The sequence below is a fragment of the Streptomyces camponoticapitis genome (assembly GCF_014646115.1).
GTDB lineage: Bacteria > Actinomycetota > Actinomycetes > Streptomycetales > Streptomycetaceae > Streptomyces > Streptomyces camponoticapitis.
The window spans coordinates 137,249-154,687 of sequence record NZ_BMMV01000003.1 but is presented as its reverse complement, the minus strand read 5'-3'; the positions used below and the strand labels follow the sequence as shown (position 1 = coordinate 154,687).

Genomic DNA, 17,439 nt, shown 5'->3' with positions numbered 1-17,439 from the left:
GTCGCGGCGACAAGGGTCAGGGCGCGGTCGAGTACGTCGGCGTCATCGTTCTCGTCGCGCTGATCATCGCCGCGATCGTCGGCTCCGGTGTGGCCGACGAGATCGCCACCGGTCTCTCGGACAAGGTCGCCGAGATCCTGAGCGGCGAGTAATCCCGGCTCCCCTTCGGACAGCGGACAGGGCAGGCGTCGTCACCGTCCCGGGCCAGGACGGTGACGGCCCCGCCCGTCTCGCGGCCGCCGCCGCCCGGTCTACGGCACCGGGTGGGTCCCCTCGGTGGGGGCAGGCGGGTGTTTGCTGGTGTAGACGGATGAAGATGCAGGTCAGAGCCGTACGATGCCGACCTGGGGGCCATTCGGACCTCGCGGTGAGTCCTGACGAGGACGAGGCCGCGGGTGCACATCCTGTCGGACCCACGAGCGCCGATCCGCCCGGACAGAGAGTCTTCTGTCCGGGCGGATCGCTTTCTGTTGGGTGGGTGTTGACTGGAGGTGTTGGCCCCTGAGTTGAGGGCGCATGTAGGTCACCGATCGGTATCGGTCGGTGTGTATAGTCGGGCGCCAGAAGGCCCCTAAGACAAGGAAAGACGAGGTCGCGCGGTGAAGAAGCTTCTCCTGGTCGCACTGGCCGCCATCGGCGGGCTCCTCGTGTACCGCCAGATCCAGGCGGATCGCGCCGAGCAGGATCTGTGGACGGAGGCGACCGACTCCGTGCCCGCAGGTTCGGGTGTGTGAGATCGAGTAGTCGGTACGCGGGCCCCGGTCGCTGAGGCGACCGGGGCTTCGCGCTGTGGTGGGGGCTCGGTCGGTCCGACGTGGTCGGCCTCGGTCCGGCTCGGTCGGCCTCGGTCCGACGCGGTTCTCCTTGGCGAACGATTTAGTTGCTTTTGTGAAGTTCCGGTGCGGTGGGCGTGTACGGATCGGCCGCCCGCGCAGACAGGCGCGGGATCGGCGGGGCAGGATGGACCGGCACCCCGACCCCTGTGCGGCGGGTGTGGGCTGTTGGTGGCGGGCGGCGGAGCCGCCGGGACGACAAGGGGAAGCTCGTGAAGAGGCTGCGCAACAGGGGCCGGGCCGCGCTGGTCGCGGCGGCGGCGATGTGCGCGGTGGCGGCGCAGCCGGGGCTGCCCGGGACGGCCCGCGCGGCGGAGGGGCCGAGTCCGTACGTCTTCGATCCGGGGGCCGAGCGCGTCGAGGGCGCGGCGAGCACCAGCGCCGCGCGCCCGCTCGAAGCGGGCTCCACGTACCGCGGTTCCATCGAACCGGGCAAGAAGCTCTTCTACCGGCTGGACCTGGACGACGCGAAGAACGCGTACGTGTCCGTCACCGCCGTGCCGGAGTTGGGGTCGAGCGTGGACTACGGCGACAAGCTCACGGTCACGATGCAGGACAGCGACGGCCGGGACTGCGACTCCGAACAGGCGCGCGTCCTGTCGTCGAGCGACTACCCGCACCCGCTGACCGCGTACGCGACCCGGACTCTCGACGGCAAGGAGTACGGGTCCTGCCGGAAGGCCGGACCGTACTACGTGATCGTGGAGCGGGAGTCGAAACCCACGTCCACGCAGGACGCGTGGGACCTGGAACTGCGCTTCCTCTCCGAGCCGGGGCTCGCGACCGCAGGCCCCACCGAGGCGCCCGAAGGCTGGCCGAGCGCCTCCCCCGAGCCGCCGTCGGGCGCCGCCGGGAAGCGCGAGGGCGGCGCCGGATTCACCACCGCCGCGAGCGTGGGCGAGGGTGAGTGGACGACCAGGATCGATCCCGGTGAGTCGCTCTACTACCGGGTGCCGGTCGACTGGGGGCAGCAACTGTTCACCAGTGCGGAGCTGGGCAGTTCGCAGGGGGACGGCTTCGTCACCGGCGCGTTGTCCCTCGCCGTGTACAACCCGGCGAGAGGGCTCGTCGACGGCGCCGAATCGCTGTCGTACAGGGGCGAGCAGAAGTCCTTGTCGACGGATCCGGCGCCGCCGGTGGACTACGCGAACCGCTTCAGCTCCGCCGGCCAGGAGAAGGCGATGCGCTTCGCCGGCTGGTATTACGTGCGGGTGAGCCTCAACCCGGAGGTCGGCGAGAAATTCGGGCAGGGGCCGCACGACGTGACGTTGCGCGTGACGGTCGACGGCACGGCGAAGGACGGGCCGGGGTACGACGGTCCGGCGGGCGAGTTCAGTGTGCCGGACGACGGCCTTGAGGGGCCTGACGGCGGGAACACCGGGTCCGCGGCCGACGACACCGGCGCGATGAAGCTGGTCGCGGCGGGCGGGATCGGTACGGGGACGGTGCTGGTGCTGGGACTTGGCGGATGGATGCTGCTCGCGCGGCGGCGCGAAGCGGGGCGGTAGCGGACGGGGTGTCCGGGGCGGGCAGTCCGGGCGTCCGGGCCGGGCGGCGGGTGCGGCCCGGACGTCAGGTCTGCGAGAGGGCCCAGAAGCCCACGGCGAAACAGATCAGTGCGAGCAGCAGCACCGGGATCGTCACCTTGGGTGGCGGTCCCGGTCGCTTGTGCGGGAGCGGGGCCGCTGCGGCGTGCGCCGGGGTGTGCGCGCCGGATGTCGGGGCGTACGGGGTCGGCGGGTACTGGGCGGGAACCCCGGGCTGCTGAGCGGTGTATCTACGAGTGTGCTGCAGGTCGTCGTGCGGCACCGCGGTGGTGGGCGCCTGCGAAAGGTCGGGCGCCGCGGGGGGAGAGGCGAGCGGATGCGTGGGCGTGGAGTACGAAGCGGCGGGCGGGGACGGCTGCAACGGGTGTGGCCCGGAGGGAGGTTGGTGGGGCTGGTACTGCGGAGAATGGTGCTGTGGTGCCTGTTGCCGCTCGGCCTGGGGCGGCGGGGGGAGATGGAAGCTGCCGGTCTCCGACATGGAGGTCCCGGTGGCGGGCTGCCGCTGTTCGGAGGGGGCGTCGGGCGTCCAGGGGGCGCTCCGGCCGTCCTGGGGCGGCTGCCCGGCGGTCGTCCCGCCCGTCATTCCCGCGGCGGCCCCGCTCGTGAGCCCGCCGGTCACTCCCCCGGTGATGCCACCCGTGTGCTGGTTTCCGTACGAGGGGGCCTGAGGGGACCCGGCGGCCCGGTTCGGGTCGGATCCCGTGACGGGCCCTTCGGGGCCGAACGGGTGCGGCAGCGGCCCGAGTTGGTCGAAGACCTCGACGGGCTCGTCGTCGTCCGCAGGCTCCGGCAGCATCTCGACGGCCGCCGTGAGGGCCTTGCGTGCTCCCGTGGCCGTACGGAACCGGGCGTTCGGGTCCGGCTGGAGCAGCCCGGCGAGGACCTGCCACAGGGGCTCGGGAATCCCCTGCGGCGCTCCTGGGGTGCCGTGCTCGGTGAAATAGTCCACCAGGGCCTTGGAGTCGGGCTTCTGGCCCTCCAGCAGATAGAGCGCGACCAGGCCGACGGCGAAGAGGTCGGCGGGGAAGTCCGGCTCCGCGCCCATCATCTGCTCCGGCGCGAAGTAACCGGGCGTGCCCACCACGTAGTTGGTCTCCGTCAGGCGGGGCTCGCCCTTGCGCATGGAGATGCCGAAGTCCGACAGCCTCAGATGGGGCCGGCGGGTCCCGGTGGCCTCCAGCAGTATGTTGGCGGGCTTGATGTCGCGGTGCACGACGCCTTCGGCGTGCACCGCCGCGAGACCGGCGAGCAGCTGGTCGAGCAGGACGCAGACGAAACGCGGGGGCAGGGGTCCGTAGTCGCCGATGACATGGGCCAGCGATCCGCCGCTCACCAGGTCCATGGTGAACAGGACCTTGTCGTCGTCGGCGGCCCAGCTGGCCGGTGCGAGTACGTGCGGGTGATCGATCCGCACGGCCTGCTCGCGTACGAAGCGCAGCAGCGTGTGCGCGTCGCTCTGCTGAAGCACCTTGGCCGCGACATACCGGCGGCGCCGGTGGTCCCAGGCGCGCCAGACGGCGCCCACACCGCCACGTCCGATCGGGTCGACCAACTCGTACCGACCAGCGAAGACCTCACCCATTGCGCCGCGCTCGCTCCCAGTCGTCCTGTCCGGCGGACCGTCGCCCTCGGCAGCGGTCTCACTCGTGCCTGCCGTGCCCAGCTCCGGCCTAGTTCTGGTGCGCCTCGTAGTGGGCGACCGCCTCGGCGGTGCGCCCGGCTCCGTATACCCGGAGGAACTCTGCCAGCTCGGGGTGGCTCGGTGCGAGGGAGTCCGCCGCGTCGATGATGTCACCGGCGGCGGCGACCGACCGCAGCAGTGACTGGATCTCGCGGACGACCCGCCGCACGGTCGGTGCGCCCGTGCTGTTCGTCGTCTGGCTGGTGGCGGTGAGGACGGAGCCGCCCTGCGACTTCTTGACCTCTTCCATCCGGGCGGTGGCCTCGGCGGCGCTGACGCTGCCGTCGGCGACCTGCCCCGCCAGATCCTGGAGCGCCTGAACGCGCTGGACCACGGCGGGGTTTCCGATCTTGGCGCGCTGGCCGCTCATCAGCTGGGAGAGCATCGGGGCCGACAGGCCGAGCACCGCGGCGAGCCTGGCCTGATTCAGCCCCAGGTCATCGATCAGCCGGCGGAAGAGGGCTCCCAGCGGTTCTCCGTACCAGCTGCGCTGGAGTTCTCTGGCTCTTGCTGTCGATTCCTGCTGTGCGGCGTCCATTCGCGTCTCCCCATCGCTTCCCCAGGCGGCAGCTTCGCTGCTGCGAACCTCTGGGGCATCCTACGGAGCGGGGTCCCGCACCGGGAGTCCCAATCCTTTTGCGGGATCACGGGGGACACCCGGTACTCTGTTCCAGGCGGTCACCGGGATGTCCCGCGGAACCTCCGTACACCCCTTCCGGGGCCTTAGCTCAGTTGGTAGAGCGCTGTCTTTGCATGGCAGATGTCAGGGGTTCGACTCCCCTAGGCTCCACATTCCGAGAGGCCCTCCGACGTGCGGAAACGCGCGTCGGAGGGCCTCTGTGCGTTCTGTGTCCGACTGCCGCCGGCCGCCTTCGCGAGCACGCCGCCGCCCGAATGGCCTGATGTGGCCTCAGGAATCGGTGGTCGGTCCGTAGAGGTCGATCAGCTGGGCGAGATGACGGCCGGCGGTCAGGAGCGGGCGTTCGCTCCTGGAGACCTGGGCGGCCAGTTCTGCGCCTTCGAGGGTGCTGATCACCGTGTGGGCCAGATCGCGGGCGTCGTCGTCCGCGATCTCGGCGCGACGCAGTCGGGCATACACCAGGTCCCGCCAGTTGGCGAACGCGGCAGCCGCGGCCTCCTGGATGTCGGGGGCGCGTCCCGCCGTACCGAGGGCGGTGGAGGTGACCGGGCAGCCCTCGATCCAGTCGGACTCGCGCAGTCCCTCCGCGAGGCGGTGGGCGCAGTCGATCATGGCCTGGGCGGGGTCGGCCGCGCCGTCGAGGGTGAGGCGCAGCTCGTCGGCGAACTCGCGCTCGCCGTGCCCGATCGCGGCGACGGCCAGCTGCTGCTTGCCGCCGGGGAAGAAGTGGTAGACCGACCCGAGTGTGGCTCCGGCCTCGGTGGAGATCTGTTTGATCCCCGTGCCGTCGTAGCCCTGCCGCTGCATCAGCAGCGAGGCCGCCCGGACGATTCTCTCGCGCGTGCCGACCGGGCGTTCCGCATCCTTCGTGGGGTCCTGCTCCGCCGTCTTCACAGCGGTAAGTCTACTGAATAGAACGCTCGCTCTAGAGGCGTGCTACGTTTTCCACTGGATAGAGCGTTCGTTCTAGCGGGAGCGGGATTTGTGATGAGTACACATACGAGTGGGAGTGCGGGCGCGCCCGCGGTGACGGTGATCGGCCTCGGACCCATGGGGCGCGCGATGGCGGGCGCGTATCTCGACAAGGGGTACGAGGTGACGCTCTGGAACCGCAGCGCGGACAAGGCCGGCGAACTGGTCGCCGGAGGCGCCACCCTTGCCCTCTCGGTCGAGGACGCGCTGGTCGCCGGCGGGCCGGTCGTGCTCAGCCTGACCGACTACGACGCGATGTACGCGATCCTCGAACCGGCCGCGGCGAGCCTGTCGGGACGGGTGGTCGTCAATCTGACCTCGGACACCCCGGAGCGGGCACGGGCCGCCGCGCTCTGGTTCGCGGGCCATGGCGCCCGGCAGCTGACGGGCGGGGTGAACACGCCGCCCTCAGGTATCGGCACACGGGAGGCCTTCACGTACTACAGCGGCCCCCGGGACCTGTTCGAGGAGCTGGTGCCGACGCTGGAGGTGCTGACCGGCACCGACTACCGGGGTGAGGACCAGGGGCTGGCGGCGCTGTACTACCAGATCGGGATGGACCTGTTCTGGACCTCGATGCTCAGCTGGGTGCACGCCCTGGCGCTCGCCGACGCCAACGGCATCCCGGCGGCGGAGATCCTGCCGTACGCGTCGGAGAGCACGCGGGGGATGTCACGGTTCTTCGAGTTCTACACACCCCGGATCGACGCCGGCGAGTTCCCCGGCGATGTCGACAGACTCGCCATGGGGGTGGCCAGCATCGAGCACGTCGTGCACACCACCGAGGCGGCCGGGGTCGACACCGCACTGCCCGCAGCGGTCCTGGAGCTGTTCAGGCGGGGCGTCGCGGAAGGGCACGCGGACGACAGCTTCACCAGCCTGTTCACGGTGATGAGGGGGAGCCGGAAGGCCGCCTGACCCGGCATGAGAAACGATTAATGACGCCCGTTGCACCGTACGGGTGGTGTTCATCAGAAGAACTGCGCAGTGGCGGCGTTGGTCCCTCGATTCCCAAGATGCGTACACATCATGAGGAAGGTATGTAGATCGCTCAACCCGAGCGCAACCTGAAAGCGAGGGGCCATGGCCGCCTTCAAGGTCAAGAATCTCTGGACAGCCTTCCTGACCGCGTTCTTCGCGGTGCTCACCACCCTGGGGCTGACCGCCCCCGCCGCGGCGGCGGACGCCGCCGTACAGCAGCCCGCCGACCAGCCCGCGAAGGGTGGTCAGCCGCCGGTCACCGCCGAGGAGCGAGGCGGAGGCTCGGAGCGGGGCGGAGGCGTGGACCGAGGCGAGGGCGTGGAGCGGGGCGGAGGCCGGACGGCACCCGCGGTGCAACGGGCACTGCCCGACAGCGCGCGGCCGGCGGACACGTCACGGCCGCCGACCATCGAGCAGCGTATCCGCGCGGAAGCGCACGGTTCGTCACCTTCGGTCCGGCGGGTGCCCGTCGACACCCGTACGGACGCCGATGTCGCGCGTGACGACAAGTCGGGCGCCGACGCGGCCCTTTCGGCGGCGGCGTGAGGAACCGGGATTCCCTCAGGACTCCCGGCATCCGCACCGCGCGCATCCGCACCGCGCACAACGCCCGCGTGACCCGCTTCATCCGCGTCGCCAGTGTCACCCGCCTCAATAGCGTCATCCGTGTCACCCGCGTCGCCAGTGCCACCCGCCTCAACAGCGCCATCCGCGTCACCCGTGACGCACGTGAGACCGGTGCCACACGTGGTGCTCACACCACGCGCGACACCCGGACCACCGTCCTACGGATCACCGGCCACCCGTCGTTCACGTGCGGTCGTCGCGATCCTTCACACCTTTGTCCTTGGCCTGCTTCGCCTGTACCTCCGGGTCGAGCGCACCCTGGCTGCCGTCGACGGACGACAGCGACGAGTCGTGCGCGGAGACCTCGGTAGGAGCGGGCGGCTCCACCAACCAGTCGGGATTCGCCTGCTTGTCCCACCACTTCCACGCGGCGTAAGCGCCACCGCCCAGCACACCGAGGACCGCCAGGCCCTTGGCGAGCCGTCCGCACTTGGCCCGTCGCTCACGCTTCCTCACAAGCTTCTGGACCTCCTTCACCGTGATCTGACCGCGCAGCGCGGCGAGAGCGGCAGCGGAACGTGCCGCTGCCTCCCCGGCGACCGGCTGTGCGACAGAGACCGCGTGCTCGACGCGCGGCACCGTGTAGCCGGCTGCCTGACGCGCCGCCTTGCGCGTTCGCGCGGCGGCACGATGCGCGGCCATGTCGAGGTTCGGCGGCACATGCGGCGCGACATGCGCGCCGTACTGAACACGAGCCTGCCTCGCGGCTTTCGACACCTTCGGTGCGAGCCGGACGCGGGCCTCTTCGGCGTACAACGCGGCCTGTTCCTTGGCTGTATCGGCGTAGGGTGCCACCGCTTCCGCGGCGTGCAGCACGCTCTCCCTCGCCGAATCGGTAGCGGCGCGCACGCTGTCCATGCGGGTCACAGGATCCTCCTCCTCGGTGGCAGTCAGGGGCTTGGGGGTTTCCCCCGTTATTTGGACAAAGATCCGCCTGTCCACCCAGATCGAAATCATGCCTGCCGCCCGCCGGTCCGGCATGCGGTACGGGCATCCGGGTCAAGAAAGACGTCTTCGGGCGATGCCTGGGCATTGCGGTGCAAGGGGGGCTCGCCGATGAGAATGCCACGGTTCCCCGTGCCGTGCCCCGTTGAGGCCACGATCACCCCTCCTTTCTCCCACCGTCGCCCGACGGTCGCCCGGCCGTCGGGTGCCCAGGACGTGTGCCCCGCCGACGGCCGCTGATTCCCCGTCACCGGGCGCCGCGAGAGCTTGAGGGGTACGGGGCGGGCGGCGCCCCCGCCGTCCGTGCGAGGATCGGCGGAGTCAGCGAAGTCTCACGGAAGGCAGATCGTGGCCGAGCAGCTTTACGCCACCCTGAAGACCAACCACGGCGATATCGAGATCCGGCTCCTGCCGAACCACGCGCCGAAGACGGTCAAGAACTTTGTGGAGCTCGCCAAGGGCGAGCGTGAATGGACCAACCCGGCTACCGGCAAGAAGTCCAGTGACCGGCTGTACGACGGCACCGTCTTCCACCGGGTCATCAGCGGTTTCATGATCCAGGGCGGGGACCCGCTGGGCAACGGCACCGGCGGACCGGGCTACGAGTTCGAGGACGAGTTCCACCCGGACCTCTCCTTCGACAAGCCCTACCTGCTGGCCATGGCGAACGCGGGCCCGGGCACCAACGGCTCGCAGTTCTTCGTCACCCTGGCCCCCACCGCGTGGCTGACCCGCAAGCACACCATCTTCGGTGAGGTCACCGACGAGGCGAGCAAGAAGGTCGTGGACTCCATCGGAGCCACCAAGACCAACCCGCGCACCGACCGCCCGGTGGAAGAAGTCAAGATCGAGTCGGTCGTCGTCGAGTCCCGCTGAGACACGTCCCAGGTCTCGGATCCCCGTTCGGGGAACCTCCCGCCCTGCCCGTCCGTAGTGGTTACATACCGGACGGGGAGGGCGGTGTGCTGTGCGCCCTTCCGCCGCATCGAGTACCGAGGGGACAGATGGACCAGCAGCCCGGGGGCCCGGACCGGCCCGCCGCCGACGCGTCACCCCACTGTTACCGGCACCCGGACCGTGAGACGGGCATCCGCTGTACCCGCTGCGAGCGCCCCATCTGCACGGACTGCATGATCAGCGCCTCTGTCGGATTCCAGTGTCCGAACTGTGTACGGGAGGGGAGCGGGTCCGGCATGTCCCCGACCGCCGCCCGCCCGCGCACGATCACGGGCGGCACCGTCTCCGCCGACCCCCGGCTGATCACGAAGATCCTGCTGGGGCTGAACCTCGCGGTCTTCGTCGCCGTCCTCGCCGCCGAACAGCGGGTGGTCGGTGAGCTGGATCTCATCGGGCACGCCTTCAACCCGGAGATCGGCGAGATCGTCGGTGTCGCGGACGGGCAGTGGTACCGGCTGCTCACGGCGATGTTCCTGCACCAGGCCGTGTGGCACATCGCGTTCAACATGCTCGGGCTGTGGTGGCTCGGCGGTCCGTTGGAGGCGGCGCTCGGACGCGTGCGCTTCATCGCGCTGTATCTGATTTCGGGTCTGGCCGGCAGCGCCCTGACCTATCTGATCGCCGCGCCGAACCAGCCCTCGCTCGGTGCCTCGGGCGCCATCTTCGGTCTTCTCGGTGCCACGGCCGTACTGATGCGCCGGATGAACTACGACATGAGGCCGGTCCTCGCGCTGCTGGCGCTGAACCTGCTCTTCACGTTCACCTGGTCCGGGATCGCCTGGGAGGCGCATCTCGGCGGTCTGGTGGCGGGCACGGCGATCGCGATCGGCCTGGTGCACGCACCGCGTGAGCACCGGTCGCTGGTCCAGTGGGGCACCTGCGCGGCGGTGCTGCTCGCGACCGTGGCGGTCATCGTGATCAGAACCACCCAGCTCACCTGAGCCCCGGGGAGCCCGGGAATCCAGCGTCCCCGGGGCCCCTCGGAGACCCTGAAGCACACAGTTGTCCACAGCGTGTGTCGGATCTTGTGCATTCTGTGGGGGAACATCAGTGCCCCTTGTCGCTGAACTGGGTTTTCCCAGCAGGGACAAGGGGCGAGACGCTTCATCACAACGGCCGAAGCGGGTGCTCCAGTCACACCGGCGTCAACCTGCCGTGGAGTTATCCACAGATCGTCAGACCTTTTCCCCCGGCTGTGGACAGCACTGTGGATAAGTCTCTGGGCAGAGCTTGACGCCGGCCGTGGCCGCTACTTCCACTGCGTGGAGACACCGAAGCCGGCAGCGATGAAACCGAAGCCGACCACGATGTTCCAGTTGCCGAAGGCGTCGATCGGCAGCGATCCCTCGGTCACATAGAAGACGACGATCCAGGCCAGCCCGACGAGGAACAGGGCGAGCATGACCGGCGCCACCCAGCTCCGGTTGGACAGGTTTATCGTGGTCGACTGCTTCGCCGCGGGGGGCGGAGTGAAATCGGCCTTCTTGCGGATACGTGACTTCGGCACGAGGGACTCTCCTGTCGATGCGCTGCGTGACCGCGCAGGTAACTGAAACGGTGTGCCGGGGTGAGGAGCGGGGGGAACACTGGCTCCCCCGGGCGTCCGTTAGCGTAGTGCTTCCGTGGCGCCTAAGGAGATAAGGGTACGTTGAGCAATTCTGCCGACTCCCCCGAAGGGCCGGTCCGCCGCAGGGTCTGGCGGCCCGTCCGGCTGCTCACGGCCGGGGTCTTCGCCCTCGCCGGTCTCATCTTCGTCACGAGCTTCAACACGGCGAAGGGCACCAACCTCCGTACGGACGACTCCCTGCTCAAGCTCTCGGACCTGATCCAGGAGCGCAGCGACAAGAACGCCGAGCTTGAGGAGTCCACGGGCCTCGTGCGGGAGGACGTCGACAGGCTCGCCAACCGTGACGACGGCTCCACGAAGGCCGAGGACGCCGAACTCCGTCAACTCGAGGACGCGGCGGGTACCAAGAAGGTCTCGGGCCAGGCCCTCACCGTCACCCTGGACGACGCCCCGCCGGACGCCACGGCCAATCCGGGCTACCCCGAACCGCAGCCCAACGACCTCGTCATCCACCAGCAGGATCTCCAGGCCGTCGTCAACGCCCTCTGGCAGGGCGGCGCGCGCGGCATCCGGGTCATGGACCAGCGGCTGATCTCCACCAGCGCGGTGCGCTGCGTCGGCAACACCCTGATCCTCCAGGGCCGGGTCTACTCACCGCCGTACAAGATCACGGCCGTGGGGGACCAGGACCGTCTGCGGAAGGCGCTGGACGATTCGCCGGCGATCCAGAACTACCAGCTGTACGTACAGGCGTACGGGCTCGGCTGGAAGGTCGACGAGCAGGGCGGGACGACGCTCCCGGGCTACACGGGCACGGTGGATCTCCACTACGCGGAGCCGGTGAAGTAGCCGGGCCGGGCCGTTCGGCCCGGCCCGCCCTCTTGAAGAAGAAAGAGGCCCACGGCACACCTGGCCCATGCGCCGCCCACGTGACCCCCCGGCCCCTTAGTCTGGTTCGCGCACGCCGGTACGGCGGCGCGGGCGGGGAACGGGTACGGAACGGAAGGGACAGCATGTACGGCTGGATCTGGCGGCATCTGCCGGGCAACGTGTGGGTGCGGGCGGTCGTCGCGCTCGTGCTGGCCCTGGCGGTCGTCTTCGTGCTGTTCCAGTACGTCTTCCCGTGGGCGGAGCCGATCCTCCCGTTCGGGGACGCCACGGTGACCGGCGCGGGAGGCAGGCCATGAGCGGCGCCCGCGTTCTCGTCGTGGACAACTACGACAGCTTCGTCTTCAACATCGTCCAGTACCTGTACCAGCTCGGCGCGGAGTGCGAAGTGCTCCGCAACGACGAGGTGTCGACGGCGCACGCCCAGGACGGCTTCGACGGGGTGATGCTCTCCCCCGGTCCCGGCACGCCCGAACAGGCCGGTGTCTGCGTCGACATGGTGCGCCACTGCGCGGCCACCGGCGTCCCCGTCTTCGGGGTGTGCCTGGGCATGCAGTCCATGGCGGTGGCGTACGGCGGCGTGGTCGGCCGCGCCCCCGAGCTGCTGCACGGCAAGACCTCGCTCGTCACGCACGAGGGCAAGGGCGTCTTCGCCGGGCTGCCCTCGCCCTTCACGGCCACGCGCTACCACTCGCTGGCGGCCGAGCCCGCGGAACTGCCGGACGAGCTGGAGGTCACCGCGCGTACGGCCGACGGCATCATCATGGGCGTGCGCCACCGTGAACTGCCCGTCGAGGGCGTGCAGTTCCACCCCGAGTCCGTACTGACCGAGCACGGTCATCTGATGCTGGCCAACTGGCTGGCGCAGTGCGGTGATCCGGGCGCCGTGGGCCGGTCGGCGGGCCTGGCGCCGGTGGTGGGCAAGGCGGTCGCGTGACCGCACTCCGCCCCGAGCACGACGCGGGATACGGCGCCTCGTACGAGCAGCGGGAACCGTACGAGGAAGCCGGCGCGTTCGAGGCGGCGGTGGACGGACTCGCGGATCCGTTGAACGATCCGCTTCCCGGGCAGGCCCCCGTGCCGCCTCCCGCCGCGCCTCCCGTGTCCCCGACGCCTCCTTCGCCGTCCGGTCCCTGGGCGGCGGGTGACGGGATATCGGCGCAGCCGTCGGCGGAGCGGGAGTGGTCGGGGTACGGGCCGTACCCGTACGCGGCACAGGCGCCGGCGGGGTACGGGCAGGACTGGGCGTCGCAGGTCGCCCAGGAGCCGGTCTCCGTGCCGATCCCTCCACAGGTTCCGTCGCCGTCGCCCGCGCCGGTGCCCGTCGCGGAGCCGGATCCCGGACCGCCGTACGTCCCTGTCCAGAACGACCGGACCGCCGTCCTCCGTACGGAGGACACCGGGGGCGCCGGAGAGGCCACGGCGCTGCTGCCCACCGTCTCCGAATCCGGCCAGGACCGCCCCGCGCGGCCCGGACCGCCCACCGGGGGCCGCGCCGAGCGGCGCAAGGCGGCCCCGGCCCAGGACCGTCCGGTGCGGCCCGAAGCTGTCACCGGAGGGCGCGCCGAGCGGCGTAAGGCGGCCAAGGGCGGCCGTGGACGCGGCCGTGGGCGCCCGGCGGGTGCCGGGGGCCCTCAGGGCTCTCCGGGGCCCTCAGCGCCCGGGAGGCCGCTCTCCCGCGTCGAGGCGCGGCGTGCCGCCCGCGCGCTCAAGGACAGTCCGGGAGTGATTCTCAGCCGCGCGGTCGGCGAGATCTTCATCAGCCTCGGTGTCCTGATGCTGCTGTTCGTGACGTACCAGCTCTGGTGGACGAACATCCAGGCCGATCTGTACGCGGGCAAGCAGGCGGACAAGATCCAGGACGGCTGGGCGAAGGGCCGTCAGCCCGGGGCGTTCGAGCCCGGCCAGGGGTTCGCGATCATGCACATCCCCAAGCTGGACGTCGTCGTTCCGATCGCCGAGGGCATCGACAAGGCGAAGGTCCTGGACCGCGGCATGGTCGGCCACTACTCGGAGGGCAGGCTCAAGACGGCGATGCCCTCCGACAAGCAGGGGAACTTCGCGGTCGCGGGACACCGCAACACCCATGGTGAGCCGTTCCGTTACATCAACCGCCTGAAGCCCGGCGACAAGATCGTCGTGGAGACGCAGGACTCGTACTTCACGTACGACATGGCGAGCATCCTCCCGCAGACCGCCCCGTCGAACGTGGGCGTCATCGGTCCCGTGCCGCCCGGCTCCGGGTTCTCGGAGCCGGGGCGATACATCACGTTGACGACCTGTACGCCGGAATTCACCAGTACGTATCGAATGATCGTGTGGGGCAAGATGGTTGAGGAACGGCCACGCGGTAAGGGAAAGCCCGACGCTCTCGTCGGCTGAACTCGGCCGGACTCGCTGGACGAATCACGACGGAGACTGGGACCAGGGGACGGGTGCTGTGGCAGCGGCAAGAGAGCACGACGACGGGGACGCGAGCACACCCGAGGAAACAGGGAAAAACGATACATCCGCGACAACTGGGGTGGTCGATCCCGAAAGTGAGCCCTCGGGGCCCGCGGCCGAGCCGGAGCCCGCGGTGTCGGAGCCGGAGCCCTCGGAGCCCGAGCCCGCTCCGGCCGTGCCCCGGCTTCGCCCCCGGAGCCGCACCGCCTCCGCCGTCAGCGTCTTCGGCGAACTGCTCATCACCGCGGGCCTGGTGCTCGGTCTCTTCGTCGTCTACTCGCTGTGGTGGACGAATGTGCTGGCCGACCGCGAGGCCACGAAGCAGGGCAACGAGGTGCGCGACGGCTGGGCCGACGGCCGCGGCGGCCCCGGCGCCCTCGACATAAAGAACGGGATCGGCTTCCTGCACGTGCCCGCGATGAAGAACGGCGAGGTCCTCGTGAAGAAGGGCACGGACCTCAAGTCCCTCAACAACGGCGTCGCCGGCTACTACACCGACCCGGTCAAGTCCGCGCTTCCCTCGGCCAAGCAGGGAAACTTCTCGCTCGCCGCGCACCGCGACGGGCACGGCGCGAAGTTCCACAACATCCACAAGCTCAAGACCGGTGACGCGATCGTCTTCGAGACGAAGGACACCTGGTACGTCTACAAGGTCTTCAAGGACCTTCCGCAGACCTCCAAGTACAACGTGGACGTGCTCAAGCCGATCCCCAAGGAGTCGGGCAAGAAGAAGCCCGGCCGCTATCTGACCCTCACGACGTGCACGCCCCTCTACACGTCCGACTACCGCTACATCGTCTGGGCCGAGCTGGAACGCACGGAGAAGGTCGACGAGAACCGTACGAAGCCCGACGAGCTGCGCTGATCCGCTCTCCCCGGGCCGCCGTGCTGAGCGACGGCGCACCACCGGCACCCCGGAACACGAAGAAGCCCCGGCCTCCTCAGGAGGAGGCCGGGGCTTCTTCACTTTCCTGGGAGGGGACGACCTAGTCGTCGCCCCCGAATCCGTCGGGACCGCCGATGAAGCCGCCCCCGTTGTCGCCGCCCCCGTTGTTGTTGCCGCCGCCGGGCGCCACGAACAGCGTCACGGTGCTGCCCTTGTCGACCGGCTGGTTGCCACCCGGGTTGGTCGCGATGACCCGTGCGTTGGGATCGTTCGGCGAGTTGGGCGCGAGTGCGACGACCAGGCCCAGGGACTCCAGCTGCCCCTTGGCCTCGGCGACGGTCTTGCCCGCGAGGTCGCCGGGGATCTGCACCTTCTCCGGCTGGGGCGGCCCCTTCGAGACCTGGAGCGTGACCTGACTGCCCTTGGCCGCCTTGCTGTTGCCCTCCGGTGTCTGGCCGACGACGGTGTTCGCGGGCTTGTCGGAGTCCACGTCGGTACGCGCGACCGTGAAGCCGAGCGTTTCGAGCTGGCTCTTCGCCGCGTCGAACGTCTGGTCCGTGACCGACGGCACCGTCTCCTGCGCCTGCTTGGCGACCGAGAGCGTGACTGTCGCGCCCTTCTCCGCCTCCGAACCGCCGGACGGCTTCTGACTGACGACCGTGCCGGGGTCCTGGTCGCTCTCGACCTGCTTGGTCTCGACCCGGAAGTCGGCATCCTGAAGGGTCTTCGTGGCGTCCTCGACGGTCTCGTCGGCGACGTCGGGCACCTGGACCTTCGGTGCGCCCTCGGAGACGACGACCTGGATGGTGTCGCCCTGCTCCATCTTCTGCCCGGAGGCCGGCTGCTGGGAGCAGATGGCGCCCTTGGGCTGGTCGCAGCGGTCGGTCCCGGACTGGGCGACCTCGACCGACGCGTTGCTCGCCAGCCCCTTCGCCTCCTCCAGCGTCTCCCCCACGAGCTGCGGCACGGTGACCTGCTCCGAGCCGCCGTTGTCGCCGCCGAAGACCGCCTTGCCGATCAGGATGGCGCCGGCGAGCACCAGGACGCCGGCGAGGATCAGCAGGATCGTCGAGGTGTTGGACTTCTTCTGCCGGCGCCGGTCCGGACGGTCGTCGTAGCTGCCGTAGCCGCCGTCGTCGGGGTTGACCGGCGGCATCATCGACGTCTGGCCGCCGCCGGGCGGGGCGGTGCGCAGGGCCGTGGTGGGCTGGTCGTCGGAGCCGCCGTAGCCGCCCGCGTAACCGACCGAGCCCATCGCCGCCGTCGCCGCGACGGGCTGGCCGTCGAGGCAGGCCTCGATGTCGGCGCGCATCTCGTCGGCCGACTGGTACCGGTAGTCCGGGTCCTTGACGAGGGCCTTCAGCACGATCGCGTCCATCTCGGGCGTGATCTCGGGGTCGAAGTTGCTCGGCGGCTGCGGCTCCTCCCGTACGTGCTGGTACGCGACGGCGACCGGTGAGTCCCCGATGAAGGGCGGTCGCACGGTCAGCAGCTCGTAGAGCAGACAGCCGGTGGAGTAGAGGTCGGACCGCGCGTCGACCTGCTCGCCCTTGGCCTGCTCGGGGGAGAGGTACTGCGCGGTGCCGATGACCGCGGAGGTCTGGGTCATCGTCATGCCGGAGTCGCCCATGGCGCGGGCGATGCCGAAGTCCATGACCTTGACCTGGCCGGTACGCGTGAGCATGACGTTGGCCGGCTTGATGTCGCGGTGGACGATCTGGGCCCGGTGCGAGTACTCCAGCGCCTGGAGGATCCCTACGGTCATCTCCAGCGTGCGCTCGGGCAGCAGTCTGCGTCCGGAGTGCAGCAGCTCGCGCAGGGTGGACCCGTCGACGTACTCCATCACGATGTACGGGATGGACACCCCGTCGACGTAGTCCTCACCCGTGTCGTAGACAGCGACGATCGCGGGGTGGTTGAGCGAGGCGGCCGACTGGGCCTCTCGGCGGAACCGGGCTTGGAAGGACGGGTCGCGGGCGAGGTCGGCCCGCAGCGTCTTCACAGCGACGGTGCGGCCGAGCCGGGTGTCGTGCGCGAGGTACACCTCGGCCATGCCACCACGGCCGAGCACCGAGCCCAGCTCGTACCGGCCGCCGAGGCGACGCGGCTCTTCCATACTGTTCCAGCCCTCTCCGTCTGTCCCGACCGCACCGGTGCGCGGTCCGGCGGTGTGCTGTTCGCGCATACGCTACCGGGCACGCCGCATCCGGTCCGACCGTCCCTGGTAGCTGATACAGGACTGGTACTTGAATGGCCACATATCGGTTGTTAACGCACGTCACCTGGTGGTGAGCTAAATCACCGACGGGACATCGGCGTCCGAATTCCGATTCGGTCGGCATTCGGCCGTCCCGTCCCGCCGAGTTCGGTGTAGAGGGAAACTTATCCCGCTGCTTTCGACGGTCCCCGCCGCTTCCGACAATGGCCCGGACAGCTTCGAGAACTGTCCGGGCCATTACGGAATGGACTG

The 17,439-nt window shown here is 69.7% G+C and carries 17 protein-coding genes and 1 tRNA gene; 12 read left to right on the top strand and 6 right to left on the bottom strand.

The window, feature by feature from the left end:
• Nucleotides 1-599 precede the first annotated feature (599 nt).
• Complete coding sequence (locus IEY79_RS37235; RefSeq protein ID WP_003958712.1) at nucleotides 600-734, top strand: DLW-39 family protein; 135 nt, start codon at nucleotides 600-602, stop codon at nucleotides 732-734.
• 311 nt (nucleotides 735-1,045) lie between these two features.
• Nucleotides 1,046-2,341, top strand: coding sequence for a hypothetical protein (locus IEY79_RS05635; protein ID WP_189106181.1), 1,296 nt, complete (start codon nucleotides 1,046-1,048; stop codon nucleotides 2,339-2,341).
• Between the two features lie 64 nt (nucleotides 2,342-2,405).
• Here the strand turns inward: IEY79_RS05635 and IEY79_RS05630 are convergent, their stop codons facing one another.
• Both IEY79_RS05630 and IEY79_RS05625 read right to left on the bottom strand, forming a co-directional pair.
• On the bottom strand, nucleotides 2,406-3,962 hold the full coding sequence (locus tag IEY79_RS05630; protein ID WP_189106180.1) for a serine/threonine-protein kinase: 1,557 nt from the start codon (nucleotides 3,960-3,962) through the stop codon (nucleotides 2,406-2,408).
• 88 nt (nucleotides 3,963-4,050) lie between these two features.
• On the bottom strand, nucleotides 4,051-4,599 hold the full coding sequence (locus tag IEY79_RS05625; RefSeq protein ID WP_189106179.1) for a helix-turn-helix domain-containing protein: 549 nt from the start codon (nucleotides 4,597-4,599) through the stop codon (nucleotides 4,051-4,053).
• A 179-nt stretch (nucleotides 4,600-4,778) separates the two neighbouring features.
• Between IEY79_RS05625 and IEY79_RS05620 the strand changes: the two genes are divergently transcribed.
• Nucleotides 4,779-4,851 (top strand) — tRNA-Ala (locus tag IEY79_RS05620).
• A 120-nt stretch (nucleotides 4,852-4,971) separates the two neighbouring features.
• Here IEY79_RS05620 and IEY79_RS05615 read toward each other — a convergent pair.
• Complete coding sequence (locus tag IEY79_RS05615; protein WP_268240579.1) at nucleotides 4,972-5,595, bottom strand: TetR/AcrR family transcriptional regulator; 624 nt, start codon at nucleotides 5,593-5,595, stop codon at nucleotides 4,972-4,974.
• A gap of 93 nt (nucleotides 5,596-5,688) precedes the next feature.
• Between IEY79_RS05615 and IEY79_RS05610 the strand changes: the two genes are divergently transcribed.
• The gene (locus IEY79_RS05610) at nucleotides 5,689-6,591 is read left to right on the top strand and encodes an NAD(P)-dependent oxidoreductase (RefSeq protein WP_189106178.1); all 903 of its coding nucleotides are present in this window, start codon (nucleotides 5,689-5,691) and stop codon (nucleotides 6,589-6,591) included.
• A gap of 165 nt (nucleotides 6,592-6,756) precedes the next feature.
• Entirely contained in the window at nucleotides 6,757-7,200 is a 444-nt protein-coding gene (locus tag IEY79_RS05605; RefSeq protein ID WP_189106177.1) for a DUF6344 domain-containing protein, read from the top strand.
• A gap of 264 nt (nucleotides 7,201-7,464) precedes the next feature.
• Here the strand turns inward: IEY79_RS05605 and IEY79_RS05600 are convergent, their stop codons facing one another.
• Complete coding sequence (locus IEY79_RS05600) at nucleotides 7,465-8,148, bottom strand: DUF5324 family protein (protein WP_189106176.1); 684 nt, start codon at nucleotides 8,146-8,148, stop codon at nucleotides 7,465-7,467.
• Nucleotides 8,149-8,574: 426 nt separating this feature from the next.
• Here IEY79_RS05600 and IEY79_RS05595 point away from each other — a divergent pair, with 426 nt between their 5' ends.
• Both IEY79_RS05595 and IEY79_RS05590 read left to right on the top strand, forming a co-directional pair.
• Nucleotides 8,575-9,102: a peptidylprolyl isomerase gene (locus IEY79_RS05595; protein ID WP_189106175.1), complete on the top strand. Its 528-nt coding sequence runs from the start codon at nucleotides 8,575-8,577 to the stop codon at nucleotides 9,100-9,102.
• 128 nt (nucleotides 9,103-9,230) lie between these two features.
• The gene (locus IEY79_RS05590; RefSeq protein ID WP_189106174.1) at nucleotides 9,231-10,124 is read left to right on the top strand and encodes a rhomboid family intramembrane serine protease; all 894 of its coding nucleotides are present in this window, start codon (nucleotides 9,231-9,233) and stop codon (nucleotides 10,122-10,124) included.
• A gap of 308 nt (nucleotides 10,125-10,432) precedes the next feature.
• On the opposite strand, the gene crgA is transcribed toward IEY79_RS05590, so the two are convergent.
• Entirely contained in the window at nucleotides 10,433-10,690 is a 258-nt protein-coding gene (crgA, locus tag IEY79_RS05585; protein WP_189106173.1) for a cell division protein CrgA, read from the bottom strand.
• 141 nt (nucleotides 10,691-10,831) lie between these two features.
• On the opposite strand from crgA, the gene IEY79_RS05580 reads away from it, so the two are divergent.
• The 5 genes from IEY79_RS05580 to IEY79_RS05560 all read left to right on the top strand — a co-directional run bounded on the left by IEY79_RS05580 (nucleotide 10,832) and on the right by IEY79_RS05560 (nucleotide 14,948).
• Nucleotides 10,832-11,599 (top strand): DUF881 domain-containing protein, encoded by a 768-nt coding sequence (locus IEY79_RS05580; protein WP_189106172.1) that lies wholly within the window; start codon nucleotides 10,832-10,834, stop codon nucleotides 11,597-11,599.
• Between the two features lie 164 nt (nucleotides 11,600-11,763).
• On the top strand, nucleotides 11,764-11,937 hold the full coding sequence (locus IEY79_RS05575) for a hypothetical protein (RefSeq protein ID WP_189106171.1): 174 nt from the start codon (nucleotides 11,764-11,766) through the stop codon (nucleotides 11,935-11,937).
• On the top strand, nucleotides 11,934-12,575 hold the full coding sequence (locus IEY79_RS05570) for an aminodeoxychorismate/anthranilate synthase component II (RefSeq protein WP_189106170.1): 642 nt from the start codon (nucleotides 11,934-11,936) through the stop codon (nucleotides 12,573-12,575). The genes IEY79_RS05575 and IEY79_RS05570 overlap by 4 nt, the downstream gene beginning before the upstream one ends.
• Nucleotides 12,572-14,020: a class E sortase gene (locus tag IEY79_RS05565; RefSeq protein ID WP_189106169.1), complete on the top strand. Its 1,449-nt coding sequence runs from the start codon at nucleotides 12,572-12,574 to the stop codon at nucleotides 14,018-14,020. The genes IEY79_RS05570 and IEY79_RS05565 overlap by 4 nt, the downstream gene beginning before the upstream one ends.
• Nucleotides 14,021-14,216: 196 nt before the next feature.
• Nucleotides 14,217-14,948, top strand: a complete 732-nt coding sequence (locus tag IEY79_RS05560; protein ID WP_189106168.1) for a class E sortase — start codon at nucleotides 14,217-14,219, stop codon at nucleotides 14,946-14,948.
• Between the two features lie 121 nt (nucleotides 14,949-15,069).
• On the opposite strand, the gene pknB is transcribed toward IEY79_RS05560, so the two are convergent.
• Complete coding sequence (gene pknB, locus IEY79_RS05555) at nucleotides 15,070-17,085, bottom strand: Stk1 family PASTA domain-containing Ser/Thr kinase (protein ID WP_189106167.1); 2,016 nt, start codon at nucleotides 17,083-17,085, stop codon at nucleotides 15,070-15,072.
• Nucleotides 17,086-17,439: the final 354 nt, after the last annotated feature.

Excerpts from the sequence above, each read along its gene's own strand:
- IEY79_RS05570 (WP_189106170.1), top strand. The coding sequence starts at position 11,934 with ATGAGCGGCGCCCGCGTTCTCGTCGTGGACAACTACGACAGCTTCGTC.
- IEY79_RS05575 (WP_189106171.1), top strand. The coding sequence starts at position 11,764 with ATGTACGGCTGGATCTGGCGGCATCTGCCGGGCAACGTGTGGGTGCGG.
- IEY79_RS05610 (WP_189106178.1), top strand. The coding sequence starts at position 5,689 with ATGAGTACACATACGAGTGGGAGTGCGGGCGCGCCCGCGGTGACGGTG.
- IEY79_RS05605 (WP_189106177.1), top strand. The coding sequence starts at position 6,757 with ATGGCCGCCTTCAAGGTCAAGAATCTCTGGACAGCCTTCCTGACCGCG.
- IEY79_RS05630 (WP_189106180.1), bottom strand. The coding sequence starts at position 3,962 with ATGGGTGAGGTCTTCGCTGGTCGGTACGAGTTGGTCGACCCGATCGGA.
- IEY79_RS05625 (WP_189106179.1), bottom strand. The coding sequence starts at position 4,599 with ATGGACGCCGCACAGCAGGAATCGACAGCAAGAGCCAGAGAACTCCAG.
- pknB (WP_189106167.1), bottom strand. The coding sequence starts at position 17,085 with ATGGAAGAGCCGCGTCGCCTCGGCGGCCGGTACGAGCTGGGCTCGGTG.
- IEY79_RS05590 (WP_189106174.1), top strand. The coding sequence starts at position 9,231 with ATGGACCAGCAGCCCGGGGGCCCGGACCGGCCCGCCGCCGACGCGTCA.